Below are 15,117 nucleotides of genomic sequence, written 5' to 3' on the forward strand. Positions count from 1 at the left end.
TTTTGAAATCACTTAGGCTTTGATGCCTTGACGCGGTGGGTTCTTCCGGTTCCTAACCAATCCCCCATTCCTCTCCAGCCTTTGCTACTGTAGGTCTTATTTGGGTTAGTGGGAATATCCATGGGGAATCGTCCCAACTGCGTTATCTCGCCCCTGATAAAAGCAAACCACTCGGTACGACTCTTTAGTTTGAGATCTCTGACAAATGCTCGTGCCTCGTGAAAAGAACGATATTTCCGCAAGAAAGTTGCCACAGTACCGGTTCCCAGCCAATCTCCATACCCTTTCCAGCCTTTCCCCAAATACACAGTTTGCGGAGTTGCAGGGATATCCTTTGGAAACTGCCCTAAATGCGGCACCTCGCCCTTACAGTAGGCACACCATTCGGTATTGTTTTTAAGTTTAAGCTTACGGACGAAGGACCGCGCCGAAACAAACGGACGATATTGCTTAAGCCGAGGACAAATCGAACCTGTCCCCAGCCAGTCGCCGTAACCTCTCCAACCTTTTTTAGCGTAAGTGCCGCTGGGATTAGCCGGAATGTCCTTGGGCAGTCGCCCCAAATGACACATTTTACCCATACAAAAAGCTCGCCATTCAAGTTGATTCTTAAGCTTTAAATTTCGGGTGAATTTTCGCGCGTTATGAAAAGAGCGATATTCCTTTAAGAAGTTTGCTACGTTGCCAGTTCCTAGCCAGTCGCCGTAACCCCTCCAACCTTTTTTAGCGAAAGTATGGCTGGGGTTGGCCGGGATATCCTTGGGTAGTCGCCCCAAATGATGCATTTTTCCCTTACAAAAGTCTTGCCATTCAGTTTTACTCTTGAGCTTGAGCTTGCGAACAAAAGAACGAGCTTGGGGAAACGGGCGAAACTGCTTTAGCTGATTCGCAACAGTACCTGTCCCCAACCAATCCCCCATACCTTTCCAGCCTTTGTCAGCATAAGTCCGTGCGGGTCCAGCCGGAATGTCAGATGGTAACTTTTCAAGATGAGGCAGATGGCCTTTACAAAAGGTAGACCATTCATCTCGATTTTTAAGTTTAAGTTTACGGACAAAAATCCGCGCTTCTCTGAATACACGATATTTTTTTAGTTGGTCTGCCACTCTCTTGGTTCCAATCCAATCCCCCATTCCTTGCCATCCTTTGCTGGAGTAAGTCCTATATGGTTTTGCCGGAATATCGTTGGGTCGTCGTCCTAGCTGCGGTATTTCACCTTTACAGAAAGCACGCCATTCGGAGCTACTTTTGAGACCAAGCTTACGGGCAAATGACCGGGCTTCCCGAAACGGACGGAACTGTCTCAGGCTTGGCGCAACCGTGCCGGTTCCCAACCAATCGCCCATGCCCTTCCAGCCCTTGCCTATGTATGTGTTTTTAGGGGAAACTGGAATATCTGCAGGCAGTCGCCCTAATTTTGGCAACTCTCCTTTGCAGAAAGCAAACCACTCCGTTCCACTCTTCAATTTCAGTTTGCGAGCAAACTCACGCGCCTTGTAGAATGGACGGTATGTTCTGAAATTCGTTGCTAATCTGCTGGTCCCTAGCCAATCGCCCATCCCCTTCCAGCCTTTATCGGCATATGTTCTCTCCGGACTGGCGGGAATATCTTTAGGTAACTGCCCCAGCTTTGGCATCCCACCTTTACAAAAATTGGACCATTCATCTCGGTTATTTAATTTCAGCCTGCGAGCAAATGCACGCGCCATATGGAATGGACGAAATTCTCTAAGGCGTGTCGCAACTGTGCCTGTTCCTAGCCAATCACCCATGCCTTTCCAACCTACGCTAGCATAAGACAGATTGGGATGTAACGGGATATCAGCTGGCATCCGGCCAAGGTGGCACATCCTTCCACCGCAATATGCAATCCATTCATCTCGACTTCTAAGTTTGAGGGTATGAACAAATGCGCGCGCAGCGCTGAACGGACGGTATGTCTTGAGTTGATTGGCAATTCTTCCAGTCCCCAACCAATCGCCTACGCCTTTCCAACCTTTATCTGCATAAATCCTCTCAGGTTTTTGTGGTATATCTACAGGCAAATACCCTAGCCGCAGCATTTTACCCTTACAAAAGGTATTCCATTCGATCCGATTGTTAAGTTGAAGTGACCTGGCAAACTCACGCGCTTCTTCAAACGGGCGCCACGACAATTTAGCTAGGCGATTCCAGCACTTGAGATCAATTTCGCGAACGAACTGGGCGAGGTTAATCCGTTTGGCGAGACGTTCGCCCACGTCGAACTCGACGCTGCCGCCACTGGTGCGTTGCCGACCTTGGGAGACGCCACGGAAATATTCGATGATGCGGTCGTCGTTGGCGGCCAGGGCGCGGAGGGTGGTGAGCACTTCCTGAAACGAGTCTGACTCGAAGATGTCCTCCGGCAGGGCGTCCGCATCGTGAAGGATCGGCACGATGACATAGCCCAGTTTTTTGCCAGGACTCGGACGCAGGGCGCGGCCCACAGCCTGGACGATGTCCACCGCGCTCCGGCGCGGATCGGCAAACAGCACGCAATCAATGCCCGGCACATCCACGCCCTCGGTAAGGCACCGGGCATTGGTAACCAGGCCGCGCCTGGCCTGCGCAAAATCGCCAATGATGCGGGCACGGGTGCCGGTAGGGGTGCGCCCGGAGACATGGAACGTTTCCAGGCCACCATACCTGGGGAACGCGCGGGTGAAGGCCTCGTTATGGGCCTTGAACAGTTCCGCCCGCTGGATGCTGCCGTGGAACGACACCGCATGGCGGATGGGATGCCGGACCATCGCCTTGCGCAGCGCGATGAGGGAGGCGAGCATATCGGCCTCGATCTCCCGGCTCCACCGTCCCTGGTCCGGTTTGACAAAGACATTTTTCCGGATCAGTTCCGCGACCTCATCGCGGGAGACGCAGATGCTGATGATCTTGTAATCACTGAGGATGGGCGGGGCATATTCCAGCGCCCGCTTGAAGGAGAGCAGATGGAAGGTCTCACCGTAGATGGCGGGGTTATCCATGCTCAACACCGCGTCGCTCTGGCCCACGTAGCGCCGCTCGGTGGCGGTCATGAACAGGCGGCGGCGGATGGGCAGGTTCGCATCGTGCAGCAGGTGGGAGAACAGCTTGTCCGCGGCACCCACGGTCTTGTGTGCCTCATCCATGATACCGAGGTCAAAGCGGAATTTGGCGGAGCGCGCCGCCCGGGCGAGGGCCTCGCCGCTCTGGTAGGTGGTGAAGACGACCGTCCACCCGTGGTGCTTTCGTTTCAGCCACGCGGCAATATCCTCCGGGGCCGTGAGGCAAGGAACGCCGAGATCCTGCCGCAGCACGGCGACGTCATCACGCTCGATGCGACCGGCGGATTCATCGCTGCACACGCAAATCCACTCCACGGCCCGGCCGTTGGCCAGGGTTTCGCGCAGCCACACCTTGAGGGTCTGCCGGATGAGGGCGAGGCTGGGCACGGCAATGACGATACGTCGGGCCTGGAGCTGATCCGCAATCCAATAGGCGGTTAGGCTCTTGCCGCTGCCGCACGGCATGATGAGCTTGCCGCGCTTCGCCTTTTTGACGACAAAGTGATGGTACCCGTCCTTGACCGCACCCTTTTGATGCGGACGCGGTTTCAAGGGGGCCAGCGATTCGGATTGATGAGCAAGGTGAGCCCGCAAGCGGGCGAAGAATTCGGCGTCAAGCCCCTGCCACACATCGAGCGCGCAGAACCCGATGCGCTCCTGATCCTTGAGCACGTGTGTGATGCGCTCGGTAGTGGAGCAGATAATGCCAAACGAGAAGCCGCGACACACACCAAAGGCGAGGCCGGTGAAGGTGGAGATTTCGCGCCAGGCCAGGGAGCGATCGGTTGGCTGACGAAACTTGCATTGGACAGCCCAGAACTCGCCATCCCGGGTCTCGGCCACGAGATCAATGCCCTGATCGGTGGCGGGGAGCTTGAGCTTTTCTCGCACGGCGGATGGCACGTCCCGTTGCAGCCAGACGTGCCGGAGCTTGCTCGCATATTCCGGCTCCAGCAGGAGGTAGGCTTTGACGAGTTGCTCGAACAGGTCGCCCTTCTGTTGTTCGGTGAGCTGACGACAACAGCGCTCGACGTCCGCCCAGGAAGCACAGCTCCGGAGCGCGCCAGATACTGACCGAGTTGTTTCAGCATTCATCATTCAGGGCAGCCGGACTTTAACCGGTAACGGTTGAAATAGGAAGCCAAAGCTGCTCACGGTATTTGCAGGCAGAATATCAGCGCCGACTGACGTCGAGCGGCTGCGCACTTTAGGAAATGCCAGAATCGCACTCCGGAATTCGTGCTTGCCCCGTAACAATAAAGGCGTAAGCTCCCATACATGAGCACAAGACATGATGGCGAGCCAAATGCCATGCTCCCTTATCGCCGCGCGACAAGTGAAAATCATGGAGCACGCGGGAAAGTCATTGCTTATCATTTCAGTTTGCAACCAAGCAGGTTTGCCCAAGCTGGCAGCCTTGGCCTTGCTGTCGCCTTGGCCGGGCTGTTCCTAACCACCGCCTGCAAGCCCTCGCACCAGGAGGCCAAAGACGTCAAGCTCGCCCAATCGCAGTTGGACCTGCCCACGCCCTCGCCGCAGCAACAAAAGGTGGCCGACGCCCACCTGGATTGGAACATGGAAACCCTCGTCGGGGCTTACGAAAAGGTCGGCTTAAAAAGCCCGAAATGGGATTCGGCGGCCCGAACCGCACTCAAACATTTTGCACAGGTGCGGGCGTATGGACCCAACGTGGAAGGGTTCCCGACCCAAATCCGTAATTATACGAGCATGGCGGTCAACGCTGGCTGCAATGACCCCCTGATTAAGTACCTGCATGGCCGCTTCGTTCTGGACGCAAGCCGGAAGACCCCAGAGCAGATGGCGGAGATTTGGGAGGAGATTGTGAACGGGCTCGAGAGCAGTTCCTACCCTGAGATTCGCAAATTTTATGTCCACGCACAGGCCAAGGAGATTTATGACCACCTCAAACCCCTTCCGCCCCAGTGGGGCGATCACATTCGGATCGCCCAACAGCACCTGGTAGCCGCGCTGGCTGACAAGTCCATACCCCCGATTGAGGTGGACGAGGCCGGACACCGGTTCCTGAGCCTGATCGAGCGGGTCCGGGCCGATCAGAAGAAGCAGGCCTACGATGAAATGGCTGCGCTGCTGGAAAAACGCTGGCCAAAGGCCGCGCTGACCTATTTGCTTGAAGGTGAATTCTACGTGGAATATGCGTGGGACGGACGCTCCAGCAAGATGGCCGACAAAGTCACACCGGAACAATGGAAGCTATTCGCCGAACGTCTGGCGACCTCCGAGAAACTGCTATTGAAAGGCGCCGCCCTGAACCCCAAGGAAGGGCGCATTCCCGCTACGATGATCAAGGTGGTCTCCGGCCAAGGCAAAGGGTACCCAGAGATGCGGCAGTGGTTTGAGAAAGCGATGGACGCCGATCCCAACAACTACACAGCCTGCAACAATCTCCTCTACTTTTTGCTCCCGCGTTGGTATGGCTCCCGCGAAATGATGCTGGCGTTCGGACGCGAATGCGCCACCTCCGAGAAATGGGGCGGAACCGTGCCCCTGACCCTGTCGGATGCGCATGAACTCTATTACCGCTTCGATGGCCCGAAAGACCTCAGTTATTGGCAACAACCTGAGGTTTGGCCCGACATCCGCACCGCCTTCGACAAGTTCTTCGCCCGGAATCCCAACGCCACCAGTTGGCGGCACAACTACGCCCGCTATGCCTGGTGGTGCCAGCAATGGGACGTCCTGCAGGAGCAGTTGAAACTGATGGGTGACAACGTCAATTACGAATACTTTGGCGGGGAGGCTGAATTCCAGAAAATGGCCGACGAAGCAAAAAAACACGCACCGGCAGCCGCGAAATAAAGAAAACATCAAGCATGATCTCCAGCACGACCACGTGGAAGGATGGTTCGGCGCGGCAAAATCGTCGACGTGCCTTCACCTTGGTTGAATTGCTGGTGGTGGTCGCCATTATTGGCATCCTGAGCGCGTTGCTGCTGCCGGCCCTTGGCTGGAGCAAACTCAAAGCCCAGGGCATTCAGTGCATGAACAATCACCGGCAGCTCACTATGGCGTGGCGCATGTACGTGGACGATAACGAGGACCAGATGCCCTTCGCCAGTCGTAATCCCAGCCTCCCGCAATTGAATCGGTACGCCTGGGTGACCGGCGACCTGGATTTTGATCCAAATAACCGTTCCAACTGGGACGTGACCCAGGACATCATGAAAAGCCCGCTCTGGCCTTTTTGCGGCAATTCTGCTACGCTCTGGAAGTGCCCAGCCGACCGATCCACCGTGACGGTCAACGGAACCGCCCTGGCGCGGGTACGCAGCATGTCGATGAACATGTGGATGGGTGGTTTTGCCGGTTATGACGGTGGACTCTCTGGGGGAGACTTTCGCACCTTGGGTGGCAACCCCTGGCGCGTCTATTTGAAAATGTCAGAATTGCAGGACCCGGGACCTTCTCAAATCTTCCTGTTTTTAGACATGCGGGAAGACAGCATCGATTGGGGCAACTTTGCCACCGACATGCGAGGTTATCCAGACCAACCGCAAAAGATCAGTTTTTATGATCTGCCCGGCAGCTATCACGGACGCGCCGGCGGTCTTTCCTTTGCGGACGGACATTCGGAGATTAAGCGCTGGCAGGATGACCGCACGATGCCGCGTTTGATCGAGGGTGGTTTGATTCCAGACGTTTTTCCATCCCCAAACAACAAAGACATTCTCTGGTTCCAAGCGCATGCCACGCGCCGGAAATAACCTAAGTGGTGCCTCGAAGAGTTGGCAGACAGGCGGACGAGGCTATTCATTTCGCCGGTTGTTGCTGGCGGTACACTCTGGGTGAGACGCCCATCTGGCTGCGGAATTGGCGGGTGAAGTAGTTGCTGTCGTTGAACCCCACCTGGAAGGCAATCTCGGTGACCGGTTCATCGGTTTGGCGCAACAGATTCGCCGCCCGATTGATCCGCAGTTGGATCAGGTACGCAATGGGGGAGTTTCCGGTCGCTGCCTGAAAGGCCCGCATGAAACTCCGGCGGGACATGTGCGCGGTAGCGGCCAAAAGCGGCAGCTCAATGGGTTCCCGGTAGTGCGTTTCCAGATGAGAGATGGCCTCGGCGATGCGCAACAATGCCCGCGAATCCGGATTCCAGGCCCGGTGATAGCAGCGGGATAAATACCCGATGATCTGCATGAAGTTGGCCATGGATAGAAAGGCAAATCCCGGTGCACGGTGCTTTAATTCCGTTTCGAGTTGTTCCAGATAGCCCAGCACGGTGCGCAATTCCGGCGGGGAAAGGTGCAACCGGCTTTTAAACTGGTGACGGCGACGCCACGCCGGTTCCAAGGTGAACAACGCATGATACCCCGCCAGCGTTGGAAGATCAAAGAGCGCCAGGTTCAGCTTATCGGGCTGGAACAAGACATTGACCAGACAAAGACGATCCATCCGCTCGTACGTGTGCGGCCGTGACCCGCTAATGACAAACACGTCCCCGGCGCTCAGCGGCCAGGATTCCTTGGTGGTCACGTGCCATCCGCTGCCGCTGGTGATGAGGACCAGCTCCGAAAACTCATGGGCGTGCATGCCGAACGGCGCCTGAGGTTCCCGCCGCTCGACGGCGATCGGGAAACCGTCCTGGTGGAACCACTCATTGGTCTTTAGCTTCTTATGGCTCATGCTTCGGATTCACTGTGTGGCACTTTTATGCTAAACTTTGGCGCGATAGTCAAGGCTTCCGCAACTTGAAATGCCTACCCTATGCCTGCTGAATATCAAATAGAACACGTAGAATAATTGTGCTTATGGCAACGAAAAACAAATCCATCGAAGCCGCTTACAAGCTGGCCAAAGAACGGTATGCAACGTATGGCGTGGACACCGATGCCGTGTTGAAACGGCTGGTCCAAGTGCCCGTCTCCCTGCACTGCTGGCAGGGCGATGACGTGGGGGGATTTGAAAACTTCGGCGGCGCCCTCGGCGGCGGCCTGGCGGTCACCGGCAATTACCCCGGCAAAGCCCGCACTCCAGACGAACTGCGCGGCGACGCGGCCAAGGCGCTCTCCCTGATCCCCGGAAAACACCGTTTCAATTTGCACGCGTTCTACGGCGAGTTCGGCGGCAAGAAGGTGGATCGCAATGAGGTTGCGCCGGAACATTTCCAGAACTGGATCGCTTGGGCCAAATCGCTCGGCATCGGCCTGGATTTCAATCCCACCTGTTTCGCGCATCCCAAGGCCGCCTCCGGCTTTACGCTATCCCACCAGGACAAGGCCATTCGCCAGTTCTGGATCGAACATTGCATCCTGTCCCGTGAAATTGGCGCCGCCTTCGGTAAAGCGCTGAACAACCCCTGCGTGACCAATGTGTGGATCCCGGACGGCATGAAGGATGTGCCGGCGGATCGGCGCGGGCCGCGCGAACGCCTGGCGCAATCGCTGGATGCCATCTTCAAGAAGCCCATCAGCCCGAAGCTGAACCTGGACGCCATCGAAGGCAAACTATTCGGCATCGGTGCGGAAAGCTACACGGTGGGCATGCATGAATTTTACCTGGGCTACGCGGTGAAGAACAACAAGCTGGTCTGCCTGGACGCCGGGCATTATCACCCCACGGAGAACATGGCTGACAAGATTTCCTCGGTGATGTGTTTCGTGAAGGAAATCCTGCTGCACGTCAGCCGCGGTGTCCGCTGGGACAGCGATCACGTGGTCATTCTGGACGACGCGCTGCTGGGCATCGCCCAGGAATTGGTGCGCGGCGATTACCTTGCCCGCACGCACATCGGTCTGGACTTCTTCGATGCCAGCATCAACCGCCTGGCCGCCTGGACGATCGGCGCGCGCAACATGATCCGCGCCCTGCTCTGCGCGATGGTGGAACCTTACGCCCAGATGCAGCAGTTGGAAGCGGCGGGCGATTACACCTCGCGCCTGGCGCTGATGGAGGAAGCCAAGACGCTGCCGTTCGCCGCCGTATGGGATTACCACTGCCTGACGCAAAACGTGCCGGTGGGCATGGATTGGCTGGCCGAGGTGAAGCAATACGAGCGGGATGTGCTTGCGAAACGCTAATGATTTTTATTACCGAAATCCTTGTTTCCAATTCCAATCCGGCAAATACTGAAGCACTTTTATGACACCGAATCCATTACTTGGCGTTGTGTTCCACTGGCTGGGCGGCCTGGCCTCCGGCAGTTTTTATGTGCCGTATAAGGGCGTAAAGAAATGGTCCTGGGAAACCTACTGGCTGGTGGGCGGCTTCTTCTCCTGGATCATCTGCCCGACGCTGCTCGCTTCGGTGATGACCAATGACCTGATCGGCGTGCTGAAGCAGCAATCCGCTGCCACGCTTTGGTGGACGTATTTCTTCGGCGCCCTGTGGGGCTTTGGCGGCCTGACGTTCGGCCTGACCATGCGTTACCTGGGCATGTCGCTGGGGATGGGCGTGGCGTTGGGCTATTGTGCGGCGTTCGGCACCATGGTGCCGCCCATCGCCAAGAGCCTGTTCCCCTCGGTGCCGGTGGAAAGCAGCCTGGGCGACATCCTGAGTTCATCGCCGGGCTTGGTGACGCTCGGTGGCGTGGCGGTTTGCATGGTGGGTATTGCCATTGCCGCCCTGGCCGGTCTGACCAAAGAAAAGGAGATGCCGGACGCCGAAAAGAAAAAGACCATCGCCGAATTCAGTTTCACCAAAGGCATCGTGGTAGCGACCTTCTCGGGTATCATGAGCGCGTGCTTCGCATTCGCGCTGACGGCGGGTAACCCGATTGGTGAAGCCTCCAAGGCGGCGGGCACGACGGTCATCTGGTCCGGGCTGCCCAAGCTGGTGGTGGTGCTGCTCGGCGGGTTTACCACCAACTTCATCTGGTGCGTGATCCTGAACATTAAGAACGGCACGGGTTATCAGTATTTCAGCGGCACGGTGAAAGTGGAACATGCCAACCATGGCGGTTCAACCGGCAGCGAGCACGGCGCGGTGGCGGCGAATGCGACTGCACCCACGGACTTGAAAGTCCCGGTGCTTCCGAACTACCTGTTCTCCGCGCTGGCGGGCACCACCTGGTATTTCCAATTCTTTTTCTACACGATGGGTGAAACCCAGATGGGTAAGTTCGGCTTTGCCAGTTGGACCCTCCACATGGCCAGCATCATCATCTTCAGCACGATGTGGGGCTGGTTCCTGCACGAGTGGAAAGGCTCCAGCAAGAAAGCCCACTCCCTGATTGCGGCCGGCATCCTGACCCTGATCCTGTCCACGATGATCATCGGGTACGGCACCAAGCTCAAGGCCGAGTCTTCCGCCCCGGCGCCGCAGAAGGTCCAGCAATCGGGCAAATAACCGGCGGTTGCCGCGCTATGGTTCGGATGGTTGAACGAAGGCCAACCTGATGGGTGGCTGGAACTCTGTCATTACTTTATGCGTCGAACATTGATACATCCGCGGGACGAAATCATGCGCACCATGGAGCGCATCTACCGTTACCGCATGACAACCACCTCCGGCGGCAACCTCTCCATTCGCGAGCCCAACGGCGACATCTGGATCACCCCGGCGCGCATTGATAAGGGGAATCTCCGGCGCGAAGATATTGTCTGCGTCCATGCCGATGGCAAAGTCGAGGGGTTGCACAAGCCTTCCTCCGAGTTCCCGTTTCACAAGGCCATCTATGCCGACCGGCCCGACCTGCGCGCCATCGTCCATGCGCATCCGGTGGCGCTGGTCGCCTTCAGCATCTGCCGGCAGGTGCCCAACACGCGGCTGCTTTACCAATCACGCACGATTTGCGGCAAGGTCGGCTTTACGCCATACGCTCTGCCCGGCAGCACCAAGCTGGGGCGCAACATTGCGGCCAGCTTCAAGGAAGGCTTTGATTGCATCATCCTGGAAAACCACGGCGTGGTCACCGGCGGCACGGATTTGCAGAACGCCTTTGAGCGTTTCGAGACGCTGGAGTTCACGGCCAAGACCGTGATCAAAGCGGGCATCCTGGGACCGGTGCGTTATCTGACGAACCGCCAGCTTCAGCAACCCAGCCAGGTGCAGCCTTGCGCCCGCCAGTTCTCCCCGGCCCCGGCCTCCAGTCGGGAGAAGGAACTTCGCAAGGGCATTTGTGAATTTGTCCATCGCGCCTATCAGCAACGCCTGATGATCAGCACCGAAGGCGCGTTTTCCGCCCGCCTGGACCGGGATTCCTTCCTGATCACGCCGCACCGGGTGGATCGCAGCGCCGTCACGGTCGAGGATATTGTGCTGGTGCGCAAAGGCGTGCCCGAGAAAGGCCGCGTGCCGAGCAGCGCCACCCGGAATCACCTGGCCATTTACGCCCGCCACCCCGAGTTTCAGGCGATCGTCAATGCGTATCCCGTCAACGCGACCGCCTTCAGCGTATCCAACGCCGAGCTGGACTCGCGCACCATCCCGGAAAGCTACCTGTTCCTGCGGGATGTGAAGCGTCTCCCTGCCGGCCTGCAATTCCAGGATGGCAAGGCGCTGGCCGCGCAGGTCTCGCCCACGCAACCCGTGGCGTTGTTTGAGAACGACGGCGTGCTCATCTGCGGCACCAGCATCCTCGATGCGTTTGACCGATTGGAAGTGTTGGAGTCCACCGCCGAAGCCATGATCAACAGCCGCCCCATTGGCGCGATGGTGCCCATGTCGGAGGCGGTGATCGAGGAACTGCTGACGGCGTTCTTCCCGAATGAGAAGAGGAAGAAGAAGTGAAGGGGAAAATCCGAACGCCGAAAACCGAAATCCGAAAGAAGCCCGAAAGCCGAACGCCGAAACGATTAAACTCCATGCCTCCCTTCCTCCCCCGTCTCCCCTTATTCATCGCCCTTGGGCTGATTGCCGCGCATTGCGCCATCGCCGCTCCAGTGCGTGATCTCATGAGCGACACCTGGGTGGCCACGGATGCCATTGGCCGTACGCTCGCGGGCAACAAGGATTGCGGCGCGCCCAAAGCCAACAAGACAGTCGGCATCTTTTACTTCCTCTGGCTGGAGAAGAAGCCCGCCGGCATTTATGACATTTCCAAAATGCTCGCGGAGAATCCCGCCAATCCCAAGTACGGCCCGCGCCACGCCTTCCATCACTGGGGCGAGCCGCACCTCGGTTACTACGCCATGGATGATGAGTGGGTCATCCGCAAGCACGCCCAGATGCTCACGGATGCCGGGGTGGATGTCGTCATCTTTGACGTCACCAACGCCCTGATCTATGAAGACGTGTACCTCGCCATTTGCCGCGTCTATGACCAGATCCGCCGCACCGGGCGCGCCACCCCCAGGATCGCCTTCATCGCCCATTCCAGCGAGGAAAAGACCATCGCCAAGCTCTACGACAAATTCTACTCCAAGAACCTGCACCCGGACCTCTGGTTCTCCTGGAAAGGCAAGCCGCTCCTGCTGGCCAAGCCGGACGGCATGACGCCGCAGATCAAATCCTTCTTCTCCATCCGCGAATCCTGGGCCTGGACCAAGGGCCAGAAGTGGTTTGGCGATGGCCGGGACAAATGGCCGTGGCTGGACCATTACCCGCAGAACTTCGGCTGGACCGACAGCCCCGCCAAGCCCGAGCAGATCACCGTCTGCGTCGCCCAGCATCCCGTGTCCAACATCGGCCGCAGCTTCCATGACGGCAAAGAGCCGCCGCCGGGCCAGACGGAGCCCTTCAAGGGCCTCTGCTTCGCCGAACAATGGAAGCGCGCCCTGGAAGTCAGCCCGGAGTTTGTGTTCATCACCGGCTGGAACGAATGGGTGGCCCAGCGCTTCCTCAAGGAACCCAAGGGCGGCGCGGGACACATGCTCGGCGTGAAGCTCAAGGAGGGCGACTCCTTCTTCGTGGATCAATACAACCAGGAATTCAGCCGCGACGTCGAGCCCATGCGTGGTGGGCACACCGACCTGTATTATTACCAGATGGTGGACAACATCCGCCGCTACAAAGGCGCGCGCCCGTTGCCCCGGCCCTCCGCCCCCAAGACCATCCCCATCACCGATCGCTTTGCCCCCTGGCAGGACGTCGGCCCGGACTACCTTGACGACCTCGAAGACACCGCCCACCGCAACCATCCCTCCTTTGGCGGCAAACTCACCTACGTGAACAATTCGGGCCGCAACGACTTCGACCTCATGAAAGTCGCCCGCGACCAGGACAACCTTTACTTCTACGTCCGCACTCGCGACCCCATCACCCCGCCCCTCACCAGCACCAACTGGATGTGGCTCCTGCTGAACACCGATGGCAACCCGCGCAACGGCTGGGAAGGCTACGACTTCATCGTGAACCGCACCGTGAAGAACCCCGGCACCACCGTGCTGGAGCGCAACGCGGGCGGTTGGAAATGGTCGCCCGTGGCCGAAGTGAAGCTGATCGTCAAAGGCAACGAACTGCACCTCGCCATTCCCCGCGCCGCCCTCGCCGTGGGACCGGAGAAAGGCCCCTTGCGGGTGGACTTCAAATGGGCGGACAACGTCCCCGAATCCGGCAACGCCGTGGACTTCATGGACCAAGGCGACGTCGCCCCCAACAACCGGTTCAACTACCGGTTTGAAGAGCGATAAGTGGCTTGCAGAAATGACCGTTGGCGCGTAGGGTAAGGACATGTTCGCCGACAGATTAGAAATTGCGTTCGGGAAACCGTGCCGAAGAGAAAGACAGTTTGGCTTTCCCTATATATTATCTTTGCGCAACTATCACTGTTGGCTAATCGGAACCGGAGCATGATAATATTCGCATTAATTTTGTTTGCCATAGGTGCCGGTCTAACTTACCCCTGCCGGAAGGAATTGGTTTTATCTTGGCAGAGTCGGCACTGGCCGAGCACAGTGGGTTACATCTGCGGGTCAGTCTCGCAGGAAGGCATCAGCCAGGGGTTTACAACCGATGGGACCATGGCACCAACTGAGAACCCTTTCCGAGTAACCGACTGGATATTCAAATATGAAGTGGCGGGCCAATGGCATCAGTCTTCCCGATACAGTTTTGCGACTGATGGCTGGTTGGGGAATGACCGATATCTCGAGGAAGGCACTGAAGTTAAGGTCTATTATTGTCCGTCTGCCCCTTCCATTGCAGTGCTGCGTCCCGGCCTATATACTCCGTTTCTGGCTGGCCCAACTGTTATCGTTTTCGGGTTGGGGTACCTTATCTATGGGCTATGCAGATCGTAGGACCCAACAACCGGTTCAACTACCGGTTTGAAGAGCGATAAGGGAGCTTGCGGAAAGGCCCGTTGGCGCGTAGGGTAAGGACATGTTCGCCGAGAAATTGGAAACCGTATTCGGGACTTTTGTCTCAATAATACTGGCCGTTGGTTTATGAAATCCATCCCCTGGCTTTTATTTATCGCAATGATGGCAGCAGTCGTCACCGCTTGCCAATCTTCTAAACCTGTACCGATATCGAAAGATGTCGCGGCGGTAAAGATCACCGAGTTTGTAAATAATCAGTTACGAAATCTTTCATACACCTCTCATGGAATGTATTCCCGAGAGGAAAATGGGAAACGACCGTACCCTGTTCTGTCTCCGACTTATTGGCGAACAGTAACGAACATTGATAAGCGTTGGGTTGCCTCGCATCTAGCCCTCGGAGGGGTTTATCGAACCGTTGATGATGGGCTTTTCATAAGAGCATCGGTTGACCAGTTTGGTTTGAATCCAAGAATTGAGGAATGCAAATGTTCAAACGGTATCAGGTGCGCGCGCCGCCCGTTTGGTTTGAATCCAAGAATTGAGGAATGCAAATGGCTGGAACCTTGAACATAATTCGATAATCACGGAGAATACCGCCATTGGTGACCTGCAATAATAGGTGACACTCAGTCATAACCTCCGGAACGGCGTCCAAGCCCAAATCGCATCCCGGCAGGGTGGCAGGGTTTACTTTAACGCACGGAATTAAAGTAAAGTCGGGGCGTTCCTCCTTTCTGGCACCCACTTCGGGGTGCATCCCCTTTTTCAACGGTTACCGGTGGTCCAGCCCCTTCCCCCTCCGGACGACACCGGCTACCATCTTTCAATCCTTCGGAGTATGAATGCCAGTTTACCGATTTTGACGTTTTTACCCT

The 15,117-nt window shown here is 57.0% G+C and carries 9 protein-coding genes; 7 read left to right on the top strand and 2 right to left on the bottom strand.

Annotated features, from left to right (window positions below; all coding sequences use genetic code 11):
• Positions 1 to 8: 8 nt before the first annotated feature.
• Complete coding sequence (locus WCO56_03180) at positions 9 to 4,160, bottom strand: DEAD/DEAH box helicase family protein (GenBank protein ID MEI7728541.1); 4,152 nt, start codon at positions 4,158 to 4,160, stop codon at positions 9 to 11.
• A gap of 180 nt (positions 4,161 to 4,340) precedes the next feature.
• Here WCO56_03180 and WCO56_03185 point away from each other — a divergent pair, with 180 nt between their 5' ends.
• Together WCO56_03185 and WCO56_03190 are read left to right on the top strand one after the other, a co-directional pair.
• A complete protein-coding gene (locus WCO56_03185) occupies positions 4,341 to 5,900 on the top strand; it encodes a hypothetical protein (protein MEI7728542.1) in 1,560 nt (519 codons plus the stop codon).
• A 14-nt stretch (positions 5,901 to 5,914) separates the two neighbouring features.
• Positions 5,915 to 6,805, top strand: a complete 891-nt coding sequence (locus WCO56_03190; GenBank protein MEI7728543.1) for a type II secretion system protein — start codon at positions 5,915 to 5,917, stop codon at positions 6,803 to 6,805.
• Positions 6,806 to 6,851: 46 nt separating this feature from the next.
• Here the strand turns inward: WCO56_03190 and WCO56_03195 are convergent, their stop codons facing one another.
• Positions 6,852 to 7,724, bottom strand: a complete 873-nt coding sequence (locus WCO56_03195) for a helix-turn-helix domain-containing protein (GenBank protein MEI7728544.1) — start codon at positions 7,722 to 7,724, stop codon at positions 6,852 to 6,854.
• Positions 7,725 to 7,849: 125 nt separating this feature from the next.
• On the opposite strand from WCO56_03195, the gene WCO56_03200 reads away from it, so the two are divergent.
• The 5 genes from WCO56_03200 to WCO56_03220 all read left to right on the top strand — a co-directional run bounded on the left by WCO56_03200 (position 7,850) and on the right by WCO56_03220 (position 14,809).
• The gene (locus tag WCO56_03200) at positions 7,850 to 9,118 is read left to right on the top strand and encodes an L-rhamnose isomerase (protein ID MEI7728545.1); all 1,269 of its coding nucleotides are present in this window, start codon (positions 7,850 to 7,852) and stop codon (positions 9,116 to 9,118) included.
• A gap of 61 nt (positions 9,119 to 9,179) precedes the next feature.
• Complete coding sequence (gene rhaT / locus WCO56_03205; GenBank protein ID MEI7728546.1) at positions 9,180 to 10,385, top strand: L-rhamnose/proton symporter RhaT; 1,206 nt, start codon at positions 9,180 to 9,182, stop codon at positions 10,383 to 10,385.
• A gap of 78 nt (positions 10,386 to 10,463) precedes the next feature.
• Positions 10,464 to 11,768: a class II aldolase/adducin family protein gene (locus tag WCO56_03210; GenBank protein ID MEI7728547.1), complete on the top strand. Its 1,305-nt coding sequence runs from the start codon at positions 10,464 to 10,466 to the stop codon at positions 11,766 to 11,768.
• Between the two features lie 74 nt (positions 11,769 to 11,842).
• Positions 11,843 to 13,609: a hypothetical protein gene (locus WCO56_03215; GenBank protein MEI7728548.1), complete on the top strand. Its 1,767-nt coding sequence runs from the start codon at positions 11,843 to 11,845 to the stop codon at positions 13,607 to 13,609.
• A 756-nt stretch (positions 13,610 to 14,365) separates the two neighbouring features.
• A complete protein-coding gene (locus WCO56_03220) occupies positions 14,366 to 14,809 on the top strand; it encodes a hypothetical protein (GenBank protein MEI7728549.1) in 444 nt (147 codons plus the stop codon).
• Positions 14,810 to 15,117: the final 308 nt, after the last annotated feature.

The sequence above is a fragment of the Verrucomicrobiota bacterium genome (assembly GCA_037139415.1).
Taxonomy (GTDB): domain Bacteria; phylum Verrucomicrobiota; class Verrucomicrobiia; order Limisphaerales; family Fontisphaeraceae; genus JBAXGN01.